Origin of the sequence: Streptomyces sp. NPDC090108 (assembly GCF_044747185.1) — a bacterium.
Lineage (GTDB): Bacteria > Actinomycetota > Actinomycetes > Streptomycetales > Streptomycetaceae > Streptomyces.
This window is the reverse complement of sequence record NZ_JBIVDQ010000005.1, coordinates 52,281-68,796: the sequence shown is the minus strand read 5'-3', so window position 1 is coordinate 68,796 and position 16,516 is coordinate 52,281. Positions and strand designations below refer to the sequence as shown.

Here is a 16,516-nt window from a genome sequence, read left to right as displayed (position 1 = left end):
GGGACTGATCAGCGCGGCCCGCTAAGCAGAAGGCGTACGGCACGCATGGCGCTAGGGTACCGCAGCGCTTGAGCAAGCGGCCACGCGCTTGCGTATGGCATGGGGACAGGCCACGAAACCCGACCAGAGCTGAACGAAGGTCAAGGATTACTTCGCGTAACACCCGCTAAGGGACATCGTCCCCAGTGGGATTGTCCTTTGATAACCACGCAACAACTGAAACCTCGTACTGATCGGTATGGCGCCACCTAGAGTTCGGCAGCGGGACCGCTTTCCCGAAACTGCTCGGAGTTGCCCCCATGAACCCTCGTCGTAGTAACAGCTCGCTCCCCAAGCCCGGCCGGTCGGCCTATGGGGTGGCTTCGGCTGTCGTCCTGTTGCTGATACCCGTGATCGTGCTGGTCGGAGGCAGCCAGTTCCAAGAGTTCCTGAACTTCGGCGCGGGCGTACTGTCCCTCGTCTCGCTCAGCTGCTCGGTGATCTGGGGCCTGTTCGCACAGGACCGGATCTTCCTGAACACACGCCAGCGGATCGTCGGCCAGGCGGTGCACCGGACGACCGCGGTCGCCTCGATCGCCTTCCTCCTGCTGCACATCACCACCAAGATCGCCCTGGACCACACCCAGGTGATCGCCGCGCTCATCCCCTTCTCCCTCGGCTTCACCGGAAGCGGCGGCCTGATCGGACTGGGCTCGCTCGCGGGCCTGCTGATGATCTTCGTCGGCGTCACCGGCGCGCTGCGCAGCAACTTCGCGGCCCCGGCCCCCGTCGCGGCCCGCTGGCGGGCCATGCACATGCTGGCCTACCCGGCCTGGTGCGCCGCCCTGGTGCACGGGCTCTACGCGGGTCGCCAGGCGAAGCCGGTCTTCGTGATCCTCTACAGCATCTCCCTGCTGGGCGTGATGGCCGCCCTGGCGCTGCGTTCCGCCCCGCGCCCCGTGAAGCGCCGCCTCGCCGACCGCCTCGTCCGGGTCTTCGGCAGCTCCGAGATGTCCGGCATGGACGAGCTCGAGGCGAGCCGCTCCCGGGCCGGTGAGGGACGCGGGCAGGGCTTCGAGGGCCGGCGCGAGCAGCGCAGGGCGGGCGCCGACGCGCCGGGGCGCGGCTCCGCGCCGCTGTACCAGACGCCCGCCGCTCCCGCCCCGGAGCCCGGCTTCGCCGCCGCCTACCGGACGGCGAACATCCCGGGCGGCCCGCAGGGCCCCTTCCAGAGCGGCCAGGGCCCGCGCACGGACCTGCCGCTCGACCTGCAGCCGATGCAGGCCATGCCGCTCGCGGACGGTCCGTCCAGCACCTCGGGCAGCTGGCCGATCCCCTCCCCGCCGCCGGTCGGCGAGGCCCCGCCGTCGGCGTACGACCCGTTGCAGGACACCGGGTACAACATCCCCGCATACGGCAATCCGGGCGCCGCCGGGTACCCCGGAGGTGATGTGCGCAACACCGGTGAGACGAACCAGCGCTACGCGACGTACAACTCGGGTGACACGTTCAACAGCGGTCCCGCCACTGAACCAACCCCCGGTGCGTCCTTCGACGCCCCGGGTTCGGGCGAACCTTGGAACATGCCCTCCGGAGGCTATAGGTGAACGAGGCCCTGCCCGACGTACCCGAAGTCCGCGTGGTCGGACTTCCCCAGCTCACGTCGGGCTTCGACCTTGTGGAGAGGCTCGATCTGCCCATGCACCTGAAGGTGCACGGGCCGCTCGAGCCTCTGGGCGGCGAACAGCTGGCCCAGCTCTCCGAGCGCATCAATCTCAGGGGCCGCGGCGGCGCGGGCTTCCCCTTCCACAAGAAGCTGCGCACGGTCGCCGAGGCGGCGATCAAACGCGGCGTACGGCCGGTCGTCGTCGTCAACGGCAGTGAGGACGAGCCGGCCTGCCGCAAGGACACGGTGCTCATCAACCGTGCCCCGCACCTCATCCTGGACGGCGCCCTGCTGTGCGCCGAGGCCATGGGCGCCCGCACGCTGGTCATCGGCGTGACCCGGGAGTCCACGCAGCGCTCCATGGAGGCCGCGCTCGCCGAGCGCGGCCTGAGCAACACCCGCAAGTCCGCGCTGCGCGCCTGGGTGCAGCGCAACCCGGTGCGCATGGTCACCGGTGCCGCCGCCTCGCTGATCCGCTCGGTGGACGGCGGCCCGGCGATCCCGCCCGGCCGCAAGGTCAGCGCCTCCAAGAGCGGCGTCGGCGGCGCGCCCACCCTGCTGTCGAACGCGGAGACCTTCGCGCAACTGGCCATCGCCGCCCGTATCGGCCCGGAGCGCTACGGCAACACCGGCCTGTACGACGAGCCGGGAACCGTCATGCTCACGGTCTCCGGCGCGGTCGCCCGCCCCATGGTGATCGAGGTGCCCACGGGCGTCCCGCTGCGTTACGTGCTGCAGCTGGCCGGCGCCCCGCCGATGCCGCAGGGCGTGCTCACCGGCGGCTACCACGGCAAGTGGATCGACGCGGCGACCGTGAACGAGGCGGTCGTCTCCCGCAACTCGCTGGACGCGGTGGGCGGGGCGCTCGGCGCCGGCGCGATCCTGCCGATCAGTCAGGAGACCTGCCCGCTGGGCGAGTCGCTGCGGGTGGCCCAGTGGCTGGCCGAGGAGAGCGCCGGCCAGTGCGGCCCCTGCTACCTCGGTCTGCCCGCGGCGGCACGCGGCCTGGAGGACATCATCAACGGGGGCGGTCCGGCCGCCCTGGAGGCGCTGAAGCAGGTCGCCAAGAGCGTGAAGCGACGCGGCGCGTGCTCGCACCCGGACGGCTCGGCGATGTTCCTGGAATCGACGATCAAGGCCTTCACCGACGACCTCGCCGCCCACGTCCTCGGAGACGGCTGCGGAAGGCCCGTGGAGGGCGTTCTGCCGCTCTTCGAGGGAGGCAGGGCCCCGACGGGCGTCCCGGGCGGCGGGGAGCCGCAGGACACCGGCGGCAGCCGCCAGAAGATCCACGTCGACTGGACGCTGTGCCGGGGCCACGGACTGTGCGCGGACATCCTGCCGGAGGTCTTCGAGCTGGGCGCGGACGGCTTCCCGACCGTCGCCCAGGCTCAGGTGCCGCGCTACGCGGAGGCGAAGGCGCTCCGCGCGGTGCGCCGCTGCCCGGCCCTGGCGCTGCGTCTTGAGGAGGACACGCGCGGGCAGGCGCCGGCGCGCAATCTGCCGGTCGTCTCCCAGGGGCGCGGCCGCCGGGCACTCGGGCGCTGACCAACCTCCCCCTCGACCGTGCGGCGGGCCATCCGGACCGGGTGGCCCGCCGCGGTCGTGAGCGGCCGGGAACGCCGGACGGCACGCGCGCGTGGCGGGCGAGAACGCATGGAGCGAGAAAACGCGTAAGGCCGCGCGAAAACGCCGAAGGCGGACCATCTTTGAGGATGATCCGCCTTCGGTTTCTGTGGAGCTAAGGAGAATTGAACTCCTGACCTCCTGCATGCCATGCAGGCGCTCTACCAACTGAGCTATAGCCCCTTGCGGTGCGCCGCCCGGTCTCCCTGGCGACGACGCCAACATTACACGGTCCCCGGGGTGCAGCACCAAATCAGTTCCCGACCCCGGCCCCCTGCGGGCGTTATGTCCGTTTCCCCTGCCCTGCCCGCGCGTCGAGGGGGCGCGTGCGGGCAGGCCCGGTCAGGCCGTGACGAAGGAGTAGAACCTCTTGAGGGTGCAGTGCTCCTCGAGCAGGCGGCCGTAGATCGGCTCGCCCTCCAGCTCGCGGTAGGTCTCGATCGGGTCGCCTTTTATGATCAGCGCCCGCGCGCATTCCTCGCACCAGTACTGGTAGTCGGGATTGATCGGCTCCATGTCGCGGACGATCGGCGTGCCGCTCCCGCACCAGTCGCACTTCCGCCGGTGTGCACCCATCGCTCAGCTCCAGCTGTGGCCGCAGGCCGTGCACACGTAGGAGATCCCGCCGTTGTCGCCGAGGACTTGGGCCACATGCGCGGACCCGCAGGAAGGGCAGCTGAGCCGGGTGGATGTGTCCTGTGCCAACCCCGCACCGAGGAGGTGGCCGACCTCCTCGAGGATGCTCGCAGGCATCACTGCTCCCTCCCGTCGGGCCGCGCCCCCTACCGGCCGTTTGATTCTGCCACGGCCGGACCGGGCCGGTCAGCGACGCCTGAGTACCAGTCCGGACACGACCCCCGCCATCGCCGTCCCGGCCAGCGCCCACGCGGACCACGAGAACGCCTCCGCAGAGGTATACGCCCCCAAGGCACCATGTGACTCAAGCCGGTTGAGGAACAGTGTGCCGAAGGCCGCGACGCCGATCAGCTGCCCGAGCTGGGTCACCGTCGCCAGCAGCCCGCTGGCGTCCGCCGCGTCCTCGGGCCGCACCGTGGCGAGGGCCCCGGTGAGGGTCGGCCCGAAGGCCAGCGCCAGGCCGACACCCACCACGGCGTAGCCCGCCCAGAGGACCGCTCCCCCGTCGCCTCCGCCGCGGAAGGCCAGTCCCACCGCGGCCACGCCCGCCGCGGTGAACGCGAACCCGGCCGGGGCGAGCGCCCGCTGCCAGCCTGTGGGCCACCTGCGCCAGGTCAGCCCGACCGCTCCGAAGACGACCGCGGTCGGCGCGAGACTCAGGCCGGCCCGCAGCGCGCTGTACCCGAGTCCGCCCTGCACGTGCAGGGTCAGGGTGAACAGGAAGCCCGCGTTGACGGACATCACGGCCAGGATCCGCAGCACGGCCGTACCCATACCGGGGTGGCGCAGCACCCGGGGCGCGACCAGGGGCGCGCCGCCCCGCCGGGCCAGCCGGGACTCGTGCCCGCAGAACAGCGCGAACAGTACGACGGCGGCGGCGAGCGACAGCCAGGACCACAGCGGCCAGTCCTGCTCCTGCCCGAGCACGAGCGGCACCGTCAGCAGGGACACGGACGCGCCGAGCAGCAGCAGGCCGGGCACGTCGAGGGTGCGGGACCGCTCCCGCCCGGCACCGGCACCCATCGGCAGCACCCTCCGGCCCAGGACCAGCAGCACGGCACCCACCGGCACGTTGACCAGGAACACCGGGCGCCAGCCGGTGCCGAACAGGTCGGCGCCGACCAGCAGCCCGCCCACGATCTGCCCGGCGGCCGCGGCCACGGCGAGGACGGCCGAGTAGACGCCGAGCGCGCGCACGCGGGCCTCGCCGGTGAAGGTCCGCTGGATGATGCTGAGCACCTGCGGGATCATCAGCGCGGCGCCCGCCCCCTGCACGAGCCGGAAGGCGATCAGCTCGGTGGTCCCCTGCGCCAGGCCGCAGGCGAGCGAGGCGGCCGTGAACACGGCGAGGCCCGTGAGGTGGACGCGGCCGTGACCGAGGCGGTCGCCGAGCCGGGCGCCGGTGATCAGCAGCACGGAGTAGGTGATGGCGTAGCCGGCGATCACCAGTTGCAGTCCGGACCCCGTGGCGTGCAGTTCGGAACCCATGGTGGGGGCCGCCACGTTCACGATGAAGACGTCCAGGACCGCCATGAACAGGGCGGTGAGCAGGGCCGCGAGCAGGAGCCGGGCCCGTTTGTCGGTGGCGGGTGCTTCACTGTGTGTGACGCCCCCTCCGGCTGCGGCGGGGGTGTCGCCGCCGGCGGCGGACACGTCCGGGCCGGCCGGGAGGGCTTCACTGTCAGTGGCGGGTGCTTCACTGTCCGCAGGGTTCGCGACGGGCGCGGAAACCGGCCCGGTTCGGGGTGTCGTCGTCATGCGCCGAGCCTGACGACGTGCCGGTACGGGTGCCGAGTGCCCGCTGATGCTGGTACCGGCAGCACCTGGCAACACCCTGCGCGGGCAGGGACGATGAGGCGGTACGACGGGGGACGGGGGCTTCGGCGATGGGGACGACGGCACAGCGGCGCAGGCCGGAACTGGCGGCTTTCCTGCGCGCCAGGCGGGCCAGGGTGACACCGGCAGACGTGGGGATGCCGCCGGGGCTGCGGCGGCGCACGCCCGGCCTGCGGCGGGAGGAGGTCGCCCAGCTCTCGGGGGTGGGGGTGACCTGGTACACGTGGCTGGAGCAGGGCCGGCCGATCAACGCCTCGGCGCAGGTGCTGGACGCGGTCGCGCGCACGCTGAGACTCGACCCGCCCGAGCGGGAGCACCTGTACCGGCTGGCCGAGGTGCCCTTCGAGCCGACCCCGCAGCGGCTGGCCCGGCAGGTCGGCGCGGAGGTGCAGGGCGTCATCGACGCGCTCGACCCGCTGCCCGCCGTGGTCTACAACTCGCGTTACGACGTCCTGGCCACCAACCCCGCCTACCGCGACCTCTTCGTGGTGCCGGAGACGCTCCGGATCGGCGTGCCGAACGTGCTGTGGACGCTCCTCACGGTGCCGGCGGAGCGCTGCCCCGTGGTCTACCGGGACGCCGAGCTGCCCGTGATGGTCGCGACGCTGCGCTCCTCCTACGGCAGACACGTGGGCGAGCCGGCCTGGGAGGACTACATACGCGGGCTGTCGGAGGTGAGCCCGCGCTTCGCGGAACTGTGGGCGAGTGGTGAGGTCATACCGCCGGGGCCGCGCGTGAAGACGTTCCGTCATCCGGCCGTGGGCGAGCTGCGGATGACCTCGCAGTCCCTGTCGATCGACGGGATGCCCGAGTGCCGGATCGTGGTCTACACGCCGGAGGACGAGGGAGCGCGCGCGAAGGTGGCGGCACTGCGGGAGCGGAGACAGCGGCTGTGGCCGCCGGCGGACGACGAGGCGACCGAGATCATCCGCCGCTGGAACGCGAAAGATCCCGCCCCCTGAGGGGACGGGATCCTCGTCACCGATCCTTGACAACTCCAGAGAGTGTCGATCAGTGGAGCTAAGGAGAATTGAACTCCTGACCTCCTGCATGCCATGCAGGCGCTCTACCAACTGAGCTATAGCCCCTTGCGTTCTTCCCGCTCGGCGCGGTGAACAGGAAGAACTCTACCTGTGACCTGCCGGAAAACGGAAATCGCACGATCCGGAATCGCGAAGCCCGGGAAAGCGGAAGATCCCGCCCCCTGAGGGGACGGGATCCTCATCACCGATCCTTGACAACTCCAGAGAGTGTCGATCAGTGGAGCTAAGGAGAATTGAACTCCTGACCTCCTGCATGCCATGCAGGCGCTCTACCAACTGAGCTATAGCCCCTTGCGTTCTTCCCGCTCGGCGGGGCGAACAAGAAGAACTCTAGCCTGCGACCTGCCGGAAAGTGAAATCCGGGTCCCGGTGCCGGGACGCCGGGCCCGGGACGGGTCAGTCGTCGTCCCCGAGGACGGGCTCGGGAAGGGTGCCGGCGTTGTGCTCCAGCAGCCGCCAGCCGCGGGCGCCCTCACCGAGCACGGACCAGCAGCAGTTGGACAGGCCGCCGAGGCTCTCCCAGTGGTGGGCCTCGATGCCGAGCAGACGGCCGATGGTGGTGCGGATGGTGCCGCCGTGGCTGACGACCACGAGGGTGCCGTCGTCGGGCAGCTTCTCGGCGTGCCGGAGCACGACGGGGGCGGCTCGGTCGGCGACCTCGGTCTCCAGTTCACCGCCGCCGCGGCGGACGGCCTCACCGCGCTTCCAGGCGGTGTACTCCGCTCCGTGGCGGGCGATGATCTCCTCGTGCGTCAGTCCCTGCCAGACGCCCGCGTACGTCTCACGCAGGCCTTCCTCGCGGGTGACGTCGAGGCCGGTGAGGGCGGCCAGCTCGGCGGCCGTGTCCGAGGCCCGCTGGAGGTCCGAGGAGACGATCGCGTCGGGCTTCAGGGAGGCGAGCAGCCGGGCGGCACGGCGGGCCTGCCCGATGCCGGTCTCGGTCAGCTCGACGTCCGTGGTGCCCTGGAAGCGGCGCTCCACGTTCCAGGCCGTCTGGCCGTGCCGCCACAGGATGACGCGGCGTCCGCGCTCCCTGCGGTCGGTCACCTCACCGGTCGATGTCATCGCCAGTCCCCGCCCGGCTCCTCCGCGGCCTCGTCGGCCTGGAGCTTGGCGTGCTCCTCGGCCTTGCCGCGGGTGGCCTTGGCGTCGGAGGGCAGCTCGAGCTCGGGGCAGTCCTTCCACAGCCGCTCCAGAGCGTAGAAGACCCGCTCCTCGCTGTGCTGGACGTGGACGACGATGTCGACGTAGTCGAGAAGGATCCAGCGGGAGTCGCGGTCGCCCTCACGGCGGACCGGCTTGGCGCCGAGCTCCTTCAGCAGGCGCTCTTCGATCTCGTCGACGATCGCCTTGACCTGGCGGTCGTTCGGCGCGGAGGCCAGCAGGAACGCGTCCGTGATCGACAGGACGTCGCTGACGTCGTAGGCGATGACATCGTGGGCGAGCTTGTCGGCGGCCGCCTGGGCGGCGGTGCTGATGAGCTCAAGGGAACGGTCGGTGGCGGTCACTACGAAGCTTTCGGTCGGGGGGCGGGGTAACGGCTGGAGGTGCGGGGGTCGGTCCCCTCACCCGGCACAGCCCGTCGGCGGTCCCTCAAGGGTCTCACGGACCGCCGTGCCCGCCCCACGTGAATACGGCTTCCCGTGGGGCGCCCGCGGCGAGCGGACGCCCCATGGGGCCCTCAGGACGCGGCGGGCCGGTAGTCCTGGCCGAGGACGACCAGGACGTCGGCGCCGGAGGAGACGGTGCCCTTGGCGACGGACCCGGCGGGCAGGCCCAGGGTCTTGGCGACCTCGGAGGCGTTCTCCTTGTCGGCGGCGTCGGCGTAGACCACCTTGGAGACGGTCTGGGCGGCGGACGCCGCGCCGCCGTCCAGGAAGGTGAAGCCGCCGTTGAGCAGCACCACGCGGGCCTTCTCGGTGTCGTCCTTCACGCCGGTGGCGTTCTGGAGCGAGACGCGGACCGCGGAGCCCGCGTCGGGGCTCTTGGCGGTGCCGCCGAGGATGTCCTTGACCACGCTGTCGCTGGTGCCGGCGCTCAGCGTGCCGTCGGTCTGCACGGGCAGCAGGGCCGTCCGGTAGGCGCCGCCCTTGGCGAGGTCGGCGAGCCGGGCGAGGAAGGTCCCGAGGTCCTTGTCGGTCAGCGGCGGGTCGAGGATCTGCGCGAGGGTCTGCACGGTCGTCGTGGCGCCCGTGGGGTCGGAGGACATCTTGCGCAGCACGCCCTGCATGACCTGCCCGAACCGCTGCAGCTGCGCGTTCGCGGACTCGCCGGGGGCGCGGTAGGTGGCGTACGCGACGGCCATCTTGCCGCTGAGGGTCTGGTCGCTGCCCCGGTGCACCAGCAGGGTGGTGCCCTTCTTCTTCGTGTCCGGGTCGGGCACGTCGGCGTCGGTGTCGACCTCGATGTTGCCGACCAGTTCGACGAGGTTCTGCAGGTAGGGCGTGTCGAGGCGCCAGGTGCCCTGGATGTCGGTGCCGAGGACGGTGTTGAGCTGGTCGCGGGTGCCGGAGGAGCCGTCGTCGTCGACCGACTTGGCGAGGGTCGTGGTGCTGCCGGAATCGTCGGTCAGCGCCAGGGAGTTGGGCAGCAGGACGGTGGTGCCCCGCTTGGTGGTGGTGTTGTCCACCAGCAGCACCGTGGAGGTGCCGTCCTTGCCGGTGTTGTGCAGGTGGACGACGATCACGTCGCGCTTCTGGGCGCCGGTGACCGTCGCGGCCCCCTTCTTGCCGCCGGGCGCCGACAGGCCGGGCAGCTTGCCGGCGAACCAGAGCCAGCCGACGCCTGCGACGGCGACGAGCGCGAGGACGACGACGAGGGCGACGACCCGGCTGCGGGCACGGCGGCGGGCCTCCTCGCGGCGCTCGGTGCGGTTCTCGGTGAACTTCAGCCAGTCGATGACGTCCTCGGAGTCACCGTCCGGTTCCTCGGCGAAGGCGAACTGCTCGCTGCGGTCGTCCCGTTCGTGCGGTGGTGCCGGTTCGCCGGCCTCGTCCGGAGCCTGGGCGCGTTCCTCCTCGGCGGGCTTGGCCTGCTGCGGGATGTACGCGGTCTGTTCGGCGACCCGGGGCTGCCGCCCGCTCGTCGCCGCCTGCCCGTAGGGGTCGTACGGGGTGCCGCCGTCCTGGTTGCCCGCGCCCTGGGCCCCGTTCCCGGGACCGGTACCGGGACCCGTGCCCACGCCCGTGCCGGTGTCGGAGCCGGCGCCGTAGGGGGCGTACGGGTCGTAGCCGGACCTGTCGGCGCCGTACGGGTCGTACGCCGGGGGGACGGGCGGCTGACGGCCCGTGTCCTGGGCGCCGTAGCCGTATCCCTGGCGGCCGTAGGGGTCGTAACCCTGCTGCGCCGGCGGCTGTGCCGGGACCTGCTGGTAGACAGGCCTGCCGTACTCGTCGTAGCCGACGATCTCGTACTGGTCGCCTTCGTACTGGTCGCCGCCGTACCCAGCGTCGTATCGGTCGTTCACCGGTGCCCCTCTCGGCTCACTCGCCGCGGTACAGCTCGCGCTTGTCGATGTAGCGCACGACTCCGTCCGGCACCATGTACCAGATGGGGTCGCCCTTGGCGACTCTCGCACGGCAGTCCGTGGAGGAGATCGCGAGGGCGGGAACCTCGACCAGCGAGACGCCGCCCTCCGGCAGTCCCGCGTCGGTCAGCTGGTGGCCGGGACGGGTGACGCCGATGAAGTGCGCGAGGGAGAAGAGTTCCTCCGAGTCGCGCCAGGTCAGCAGCTGGGCGAGGGCGTCGGCGCCGGTGATGAAGAACAGGTCGGCGTCCGGGTTGAGCGCGCGCAGGTCCCGCAGGGTGTCCACGGTGTAGGTGGGTCCGCCGCGGTCGATGTCGATACGGCTGACGGAGAACTGCGGGTTCTCGGCGGTCGCGATGACCGTCATCAGGTAGCGGTCCTCGGCCGGGGAGACCTTGCGGTGGGACTTCTGCCACGGCTGGCCGGTGGGCACGAACACCACTTCGTCCAGCTGGAACTGGCTGGCGACCTCGCTGGCCGCCACGAGGTGCCCGTGGTGGACCGGGTCGAACGTTCCGCCCATGACGCCGAGACGGCGCTTGCCCATACGGGCGGGGCCGTGGCCCGGCGGGCACTCCTGAGCCGGCGCCGCGCCGGCGCGCCGGGCGGCGGTGCCGTCGGCCGCGTGCGCGGCCGTGTCGTCCACCGGACCGGTAGGCATGTCCTGCTCTCCCATGCATGCAGACCCTACCGGCCCGGTCTGCGGCTTCCGGCCGGGGACCGGGTCCCGGCTCAGCGGTCGCGGTTGAAGCGCGTGGTGATCCACAGGAGGAGCAGCAGGACGAACAGGGCGCAGCCGCCCGTGACGGCGGGGTTCAGGCTGTTGTGGTGGCCGCCGCGCTCTTCGCCCTCGGCGGCAAGGGTGACCAACTGGACAGCGGTGCTGTGGAGGCTCATCTTCGGCAGGACCTATCGCGTGTGGGCGGTATAAAGACGTGCACTCATGGTAATCGGGTGCCCCCGCGGCGATCACGCCGACTCCACCGTTGGCGGACGAAGGGCGCGGGACCGCGACACCGGAAGGCGCCGGACCGCGACGCCGGAGGTCGCCGGACCGCGACGTGGAGGGAACTTTCCCGCCGCGTCAGTCGTCCTCCCGCTTGTAGCCGCGCAGCAGGAGCCAGGCGGTCAGCGCACAGCCCAGGACCGTCACGACGAGGACGATCCGGAGCAGGTTTCCCGCCCCGTGCTGCGGGACGGCGGTGGCGGCGGCCTCGGTCAGCCAGGCGGCTGCGGGGTGGTGCTCCATGAGGGGACTCCTTCGGCTGTACTGCCCGTCCACGGTATCGCCGCCTAGGCTGGTCCCTGACCCGGGGGCACGGCGGGCACTCACGCACATGGGGGAAGACATGTCCGATGACGGCCACGAGCAGACCGGACGCGAGCGTGTGCCGGGCAGGCAGCGCAGGCGCTTCGCGGGAATCTCGTCGCGCGCCTACGAGCATCCGGCCGACCGCTCGGCCCTGGTGGCTCTGCGCAAGCTGAGCGGGTTCGACACCGTCTTCAAGGCGCTCAGCGGGCTGCTCCCGGAGCGCAGTCTGCGGCTGCTGTTCCTGTCCGACTCGGTGCGCGTCTCCGAACGGCAGTTCTCGCATCTGCACGACATGCTGCTGGACGCCTGCTACATCCTGGACCTGGAGAAGGTCCCGCCGATGTACGTCAACCAGGATCCGACGCCGAACGCGATGTGCATCGGGATGGACGAGCCGATCATCGTGGTCACCACGGGTCTGGTCGAGCTGCTCGACGAGGAGGAGATGCGGGCGGTCGTCGGGCACGAGGTGGGCCACGCGCTGTCCGGGCACGCGGTGTACCGCACGATCCTGCTGTTCCTCACGACCCTGGCGCTGAAGGTCGCCTGGATCCCGCTGGGCAATCTCGCGATCATGGCGCTGGTGGCGGCGCTGCGGGAGTGGTTCCGCAAGTCGGAGCTGTCCGCGGACCGGGCGGGTCTGCTGGTGGGCCAGGATCTGCGGGCCTCGATGCGGGGTCTGATGAAGATCGCGGGCGGCAACCACCTGCACGAGATGAACGTGGACGCGTTCCTGGAGCAGGCCGAGGAGTACGAGGCCGGCGGCGATCTGCGCGACTCGGTGCTGAAGATCCTCAACGTGCTGCCGCGCTCGCATCCGTTCACCACGGTCCGGGCCGCCGAGCTGAAGAAGTGGGCCGGGTCGCGGGACCACCAGCGGATCATGGACGGCCACTACCCGCGGCGCGACGAGGACAAGGACGCCAGGGTCGGCGACTCCTTCCGGGAGTCGGCGGCGAGCTACGCGAGCGATGTGAAGACCTCCAAGGACCCGCTGATGAAGCTGGTCACCGACATCGCGGGCGGCGCGGGCGACCTGGGCGGCCGGGTGCGCCGCGGATTCAACGGCTTCGCGAGCCCGGCTCCGCCGAAGGGATCCGCGACAGGCGGAGCGGGCGGAGCGGACACTCCCCCGCAGGACGAGGACTGAGCCCGGGACGCCCCAGTCACACCTTCGGCTGGGCCTGCGGGGCCAGGGTGCCGCAGAGGGCCGTCGCGCCGTCCGTCGCGTAGGGGTCGGTGCCGGCCGGGCCTCCCGCCCTGGCGGTCTGGCCGGACAGCAGGGGGCGGAGGTAGGCGGCCGAGTCGTCGGCGCAGGACAGGGGCCCCGCCTGCGCGTAGGCGGTGACCAGCCGGGTCTGGCCGATGCGCAGGTCGTCGCGGTCGAAGCGGAAGGTCACCGCGCGGCGCACGGTGAACAGGGAGACCTGGGCACCGGCGCCCGCACCCGCGGCGCGCAGCGCGTAGACGAAGGTGCTGTCGGAGGTGATGTCGAGGGTGCCGGCGTCGCTCTCGGCCGCCACCAGGGTGCCGAGGACACGGATCCTGTCGTCGGCGAGCGCCACCCGGGAGGGGTCGAACCGGACCATCCAGCCGGTGGGGGCGTGCCGGCCGTCCGCGGCCGGGTGCTCGAAGCTCCGGTCGAACTGGTCGAGCTGGTCGCCGTCGATGAGGGCGCGGGCGGGGCGGACCTGGCGGCCGGTGAGCACCTCGGGGTAGAGGGAGGAGTGCACGAGGTAGTTGCGGGCGATGAGCAGAGCTGTCCGGACGTCGCTCTCGGAGAAGTGCGCGGTGCTGCGGGTGGCCGGCATCGGGATGCCCTCGGCGCCGGTCTCGAAGTGGGCCGCGGGGCTGTGGGCGTAGAGGTACTCGGCGTCGGCGGCACCGGGCACCTTGCCCTGCGGGGCGAGCGGGATCATGGTCATCCGCAGGGGTTCGGCGGGCCGCCGGGTGGGCTGGGGGCCGTACGGGTGGCGGACGCCCATGTAGATCGCCGTGCCGAAGGCGACGGTGATGAGCAGGACGAGGATCAGCAGCTGCCGGCTGAGCCCGCGGCGCAGCGGCGGGCGGCGGCGGACGGCGGGCGCGTGGTCGCTCACGCGTTCGTGCGCAGAGGACTCCTGGAGCCGCGCAGCACGGACGAACGACTCGTCGAACACGACGGATCGGTACTCGTCCTCCGCACCTCCGGGGCCGCCCTCGGGTGTCCCCTCCGGTGGGTCTCCAGGCCCGCCCATACTTTCAGGGTAGGTCTCACGGGCCCCGGGTAAACGCGGTGCTCCACCCCAACTTCTGACAGGTGCTCACCAAGTTCGCGCGGGGGCGCTCAGGGGGAGTGCGGAACCGTGGAGACGGCCGGCCGGGAATGGCCGGCGGAGGCGGAGGGAGCCGCCGCGCCGCCCTGTCCGAGGCCGGTGGAGGCGGGCGCCGGCACACGGTCGCGGGTACCGGTGGAGCCGCCCCGGTAGACCGCGGCGAAGGCCAGCGCGACCATGCCGATCCCCATCACGACGGCGAGCACCCAGGCCACGGGGCGGTGCCACCGGACCTGCCTGCCGTAGGACCCGGAAGCGCCGTCGTGGTCGCCGAGGGCGTAGGGGTCGTCCCAGTCGTCGTCGCGGTCGTGGCCGGCGCCGTCCGGGCCGTATCCGTCGTCGTAGCGCTCGCCCCGGGCGTGGGCGCGGCGGGCTTCGGCCTCGGAGGCCTCCGCCCGGGCCTCTGCGGCGGCGAGCAGGCGTTCGACGGCGGTCGGCTCGTGCACCACGGCCGCTCGCACGAAGGCCTCGTCGAAGACCACGGAGGCGAACGCATCGTCCGGCACCCCGTGGTCGTGGTCGTCGTCGGGCTCCCAGCCGTCAGGGAACGGCGTGCCCCCCGCGTCCTCCGGCACGGATCCAGAGTAGACCTGGGGGGTCAATTTGGGCAGACGGTACGGAAATTCGTCCGGCCGCGAGGGCGTCTTCCGGCCGGGCGGTCCGTTGGGCCGTCCGGGTGAACCCCGTGGGCGGACCTCAGGGGCGCACGTGCCCGTCGCCGGTGACGATGTACTTCGTGCTGGTCAGCTCCGGCAGGCCCATCGGGCCGCGGGCGTGCAGCTTCTGGGTGGAGATGCCGATCTCGGCGCCGAAGCCGAACTGGCCGCCGTCGGTGAAGCGGGTGGAGGCGTTCACGGCGACGGTGGTGGAGTCGACCAGCTGGGTGAACCGGCGGGCGGCCGCCTGCGAGGTGGTGACGATCGCCTCGGTGTGGCCGGAGGTCCACAGCCGGATGTGCTCGACGGCCTTGTCGAGGGAGTCGACGACGGCGGCGGCGATGTCGTACGAGAGGTACTCGGTCTCCCAGTCCTCGGGGGTCGCCTCGACCACGGTGGCCTTGGTGCCCTCGGCGTGGGCCAGGACCCGCGGGTCGGCGTGGACGGTGACGCCGGCCTCGGCCAGGGCGTCCAGGGCGCGGGGCAGGAACTCGGCGGCGACGTCCTGGTGGACCAGGAGGGTCTCGGCGGCGTTGCAGACGCTGACCCGCTGGGCCTTGGAGTTGATCAGGATCTCGATCGCCATGTCGATGTCGGTGTCGGCGTCGACGTAGACGTGGCAGTTGCCGGTGCCGGTCTCGATGACGGGGACGGTGGACTCGCTGACCACGGTCCGGATCAGGGAGGCGCCGCCGCGCGGGATGAGGACGTCGACGAGGCCGCGGGCGCGCATCAGCTCCCGCACGCTCTCCCGGCTCTCCCCCGGCACCAGCTGGACGGCGTCCGCGGGCAGCCCGGCGCCGCCGACGGCGTCCCGGACGACCCGGACGAGCGCGCTGTTGGAGGCGTAGGCGGAGGCGGAGCCGCGCAGCAGGACGGCGTTGCCGGACTTCAGGCAGAGGGCGGCGGCGTCGACGGTGACGTTGGGGCGGGCCTCGTAGATGATGCCGACGACGCCGAGCGGGACGCGGACCTGGCGCAGGTCGATGCCGTTGGGCAGGGTGGAGCCGCGGACGACCTCGCCGACGGGGTCGGGCAGCTTGGCGACGTCGCGGACGTCGGAGGCGATGGCGCGGATCCGCTCGGGGGTGAGGGTGAGCCGGTCGACGATGGCCTCGCTGGTGCCGTTCTCGCGGGCTCTGGCCACGTCCTCGGCGTTGGCCTCGAGGATCTCGCCGGTGCGGACCTCCAGGGCGTCGGCGATGGCGAGCAGCACGTCGTCCTTCACCGCGCGCGGGAGCGGCGCGATGGTGGCCGCGGCGGCCTTGGCCCGGTAGGCGGCCTGGGTGACCGGGGACATGGAGTCGTACGGCGAGAGCGTGGTCATGGGGGAAGGGTAGTGCGCGGCCCCGGGGCCACCGGCGTCGTCCCACCCCACGAGACGCGCCGTGCCGCGCCGGTGGTCGGGCGGTTCCGCACGGGCCGGCCGGGGCGTCGTCAGAAGGGGTGAACGCCGACGGGGGTGGCGGGCGCCGGACCGTAGCCCTCGGCCAGGCGCTGGTGGTAGGTCTCGCGGTCGATGACCTCCAGGCCGACGATCTCCCAGGGCGGCAGTCCGGCGGTCTGCCGGTGCTCGCCCCACAGGCGCAGGGCGACGGCGGCCGCGTCGTGCAGGTCGCGAGCCTCTTCCCAATACCGGATCTCCGCGTGGTCGCCCGCGTATCTGCTGGTCAGCAGGAAGGGATGGTCGTGGGCGAGCTGCTCCAGGGCGCGCCGCAGGTCCTGCACGGGCACGTGGGCCCCGGAGACGCTGAGGGTGACGTGCCACAGGCGGGGCAGGTCCCTGGGCTCCTCGTAGGTGTCCCCGGCCGCGACGCTCGTCAGAGCACCACGGGACGCCGCCCCGGTACGGACTCGTCTCACGATGGCCTCCTTCACGCATGGCCCCTTGACGGAACGTGTCCCAGCAACAGTCCCCCGA

The 16,516-nt window shown here is 72.0% G+C and carries 17 protein-coding genes and 3 tRNA genes; 4 read left to right on the top strand and 16 right to left on the bottom strand.

The features are described from left to right. Positions 1-299: 299 nt before the first annotated feature. Both ACIPRD_RS18615 and ACIPRD_RS18610 read left to right on the top strand, forming a co-directional pair. Positions 300-1,586, top strand: coding sequence for a cytochrome b/b6 domain-containing protein (locus tag ACIPRD_RS18615; protein ID WP_401564293.1), 1,287 nt, complete (start codon positions 300-302; stop codon positions 1,584-1,586). Further along, the gene (locus ACIPRD_RS18610; RefSeq protein WP_401564291.1) at positions 1,583-3,193 is read left to right on the top strand and encodes an NADH-ubiquinone oxidoreductase-F iron-sulfur binding region domain-containing protein; all 1,611 of its coding nucleotides are present in this window, start codon (positions 1,583-1,585) and stop codon (positions 3,191-3,193) included. Before ACIPRD_RS18615 ends, ACIPRD_RS18610 begins: the two co-directional genes overlap by 4 nt. Before the next feature lie 188 nt (positions 3,194-3,381). On the opposite strand, the gene ACIPRD_RS18605 is transcribed toward ACIPRD_RS18610, so the two are convergent. The 4 genes from ACIPRD_RS18605 to ACIPRD_RS18590 form a co-directional block, all read right to left on the bottom strand. After that, positions 3,382-3,454: transfer RNA gene (locus ACIPRD_RS18605), tRNA-Ala, on the bottom strand. Between the two features lie 159 nt (positions 3,455-3,613). Further along, positions 3,614-3,847: a hypothetical protein gene (locus ACIPRD_RS18600; protein WP_006136074.1), complete on the bottom strand. Its 234-nt coding sequence runs from the start codon at positions 3,845-3,847 to the stop codon at positions 3,614-3,616. A 3-nt stretch (positions 3,848-3,850) separates the two neighbouring features. After that, the gene (locus ACIPRD_RS18595) at positions 3,851-4,024 is read right to left on the bottom strand and encodes a hypothetical protein (protein ID WP_356397481.1); all 174 of its coding nucleotides are present in this window, start codon (positions 4,022-4,024) and stop codon (positions 3,851-3,853) included. 69 nt (positions 4,025-4,093) lie between these two features. Further along, positions 4,094-5,458 (bottom strand): MFS transporter, encoded by a 1,365-nt coding sequence (locus ACIPRD_RS18590; RefSeq protein WP_401565138.1) that lies wholly within the window; start codon positions 5,456-5,458, stop codon positions 4,094-4,096. Positions 5,459-5,793: 335 nt separating this feature from the next. On the opposite strand from ACIPRD_RS18590, the gene ACIPRD_RS18585 reads away from it, so the two are divergent. Beyond that, positions 5,794-6,705 (top strand): helix-turn-helix transcriptional regulator, encoded by a 912-nt coding sequence (locus tag ACIPRD_RS18585; protein ID WP_356397478.1) that lies wholly within the window; start codon positions 5,794-5,796, stop codon positions 6,703-6,705. Positions 6,706-6,758: 53 nt separating this feature from the next. Here the strand turns inward: ACIPRD_RS18585 and ACIPRD_RS18580 are convergent. From ACIPRD_RS18580 to ACIPRD_RS18545, 8 genes are all read right to left on the bottom strand, one after another. Beyond that, positions 6,759-6,831 (bottom strand) — tRNA-Ala (locus ACIPRD_RS18580). Between the two features lie 173 nt (positions 6,832-7,004). After that, a tRNA-Ala gene (locus ACIPRD_RS18575) sits at positions 7,005-7,077 on the bottom strand. Positions 7,078-7,182: 105 nt separating this feature from the next. Next, positions 7,183-7,851, bottom strand: a complete 669-nt coding sequence (locus ACIPRD_RS18570) for a histidine phosphatase family protein (protein WP_356397475.1) — start codon at positions 7,849-7,851, stop codon at positions 7,183-7,185. Then, complete coding sequence (gene rsfS / locus ACIPRD_RS18565) at positions 7,848-8,294, bottom strand: ribosome silencing factor (protein ID WP_356397472.1); 447 nt, start codon at positions 8,292-8,294, stop codon at positions 7,848-7,850. Before rsfS ends, ACIPRD_RS18570 begins: the two co-directional genes overlap by 4 nt. 173 nt (positions 8,295-8,467) lie before the next feature. After that, positions 8,468-10,252 carry an LCP family protein gene (locus ACIPRD_RS18560; RefSeq protein ID WP_401564286.1) on the bottom strand — a complete coding sequence of 595 codons (1,785 nt, stop codon included), beginning with the start codon at positions 10,250-10,252 and terminating at the stop codon, positions 8,468-8,470. Between the two features lie 16 nt (positions 10,253-10,268). Beyond that, the gene (gene nadD, locus ACIPRD_RS18555) at positions 10,269-10,988 is read right to left on the bottom strand and encodes a nicotinate-nucleotide adenylyltransferase (protein ID WP_401564283.1); all 720 of its coding nucleotides are present in this window, start codon (positions 10,986-10,988) and stop codon (positions 10,269-10,271) included. A gap of 56 nt (positions 10,989-11,044) precedes the next feature. After that, positions 11,045-11,209 carry a hypothetical protein gene (locus ACIPRD_RS18550; protein WP_356397463.1) on the bottom strand — a complete coding sequence of 55 codons (165 nt, stop codon included), beginning with the start codon at positions 11,207-11,209 and terminating at the stop codon, positions 11,045-11,047. A 187-nt stretch (positions 11,210-11,396) separates the two neighbouring features. Next, complete coding sequence (locus tag ACIPRD_RS18545; RefSeq protein ID WP_356397460.1) at positions 11,397-11,561, bottom strand: hypothetical protein; 165 nt, start codon at positions 11,559-11,561, stop codon at positions 11,397-11,399. A 100-nt stretch (positions 11,562-11,661) separates the two neighbouring features. Here ACIPRD_RS18545 and ACIPRD_RS18540 point away from each other — a divergent pair, with 100 nt between their 5' ends. Then, the gene (locus ACIPRD_RS18540) at positions 11,662-12,774 is read left to right on the top strand and encodes a M48 family metallopeptidase (protein WP_401564280.1); all 1,113 of its coding nucleotides are present in this window, start codon (positions 11,662-11,664) and stop codon (positions 12,772-12,774) included. A gap of 16 nt (positions 12,775-12,790) precedes the next feature. Here ACIPRD_RS18540 and ACIPRD_RS18535 read toward each other — a convergent pair whose 3' ends face one another. From ACIPRD_RS18535 to ACIPRD_RS18520, 4 genes are all read right to left on the bottom strand, one after another. Beyond that, a complete protein-coding gene (locus tag ACIPRD_RS18535; RefSeq protein ID WP_356397455.1) occupies positions 12,791-13,861 on the bottom strand; it encodes a hypothetical protein in 1,071 nt (356 codons plus the stop codon). Positions 13,862-13,950: 89 nt separating this feature from the next. Next, positions 13,951-14,514, bottom strand: coding sequence for a hypothetical protein (locus tag ACIPRD_RS18530; protein WP_401564277.1), 564 nt, complete (start codon positions 14,512-14,514; stop codon positions 13,951-13,953). A 121-nt stretch (positions 14,515-14,635) separates the two neighbouring features. Further along, positions 14,636-15,922 carry a glutamate-5-semialdehyde dehydrogenase gene (locus ACIPRD_RS18525; protein WP_401564275.1) on the bottom strand — a complete coding sequence of 429 codons (1,287 nt, stop codon included), beginning with the start codon at positions 15,920-15,922 and terminating at the stop codon, positions 14,636-14,638. 110 nt (positions 15,923-16,032) lie between these two features. Continuing rightward, positions 16,033-16,458 carry a hypothetical protein gene (locus ACIPRD_RS18520; RefSeq protein WP_356397446.1) on the bottom strand — a complete coding sequence of 142 codons (426 nt, stop codon included), beginning with the start codon at positions 16,456-16,458 and terminating at the stop codon, positions 16,033-16,035. Positions 16,459-16,516 lie beyond the last annotated feature (58 nt).

Coding starts and splice junctions, on each gene's coding strand:
- ACIPRD_RS18615 (WP_401564293.1), top strand. CDS start 300: ATGAACCCTCGTCGTAGTAACAGCTCGCTCCCCAAGCCCGGCCGGTCG.
- ACIPRD_RS18600 (WP_006136074.1), bottom strand. CDS start 3,847: ATGGGTGCACACCGGCGGAAGTGCGACTGGTGCGGGAGCGGCACGCCG.
- ACIPRD_RS18595 (WP_356397481.1), bottom strand. CDS start 4,024: ATGCCTGCGAGCATCCTCGAGGAGGTCGGCCACCTCCTCGGTGCGGGG.
- ACIPRD_RS18585 (WP_356397478.1), top strand. CDS start 5,794: ATGGGGACGACGGCACAGCGGCGCAGGCCGGAACTGGCGGCTTTCCTG.
- ACIPRD_RS18570 (WP_356397475.1), bottom strand. CDS start 7,851: ATGACATCGACCGGTGAGGTGACCGACCGCAGGGAGCGCGGACGCCGC.
- nadD (WP_401564283.1), bottom strand. CDS start 10,988: ATGGGAGAGCAGGACATGCCTACCGGTCCGGTGGACGACACGGCCGCG.
- ACIPRD_RS18550 (WP_356397463.1), bottom strand. CDS start 11,209: ATGAGCCTCCACAGCACCGCTGTCCAGTTGGTCACCCTTGCCGCCGAG.
- ACIPRD_RS18545 (WP_356397460.1), bottom strand. CDS start 11,561: ATGGAGCACCACCCCGCAGCCGCCTGGCTGACCGAGGCCGCCGCCACC.
- ACIPRD_RS18540 (WP_401564280.1), top strand. CDS start 11,662: ATGTCCGATGACGGCCACGAGCAGACCGGACGCGAGCGTGTGCCGGGC.
- ACIPRD_RS18535 (WP_356397455.1), bottom strand. CDS start 13,861: ATGGGCGGGCCTGGAGACCCACCGGAGGGGACACCCGAGGGCGGCCCC.
- ACIPRD_RS18525 (WP_401564275.1), bottom strand. CDS start 15,922: ATGACCACGCTCTCGCCGTACGACTCCATGTCCCCGGTCACCCAGGCC.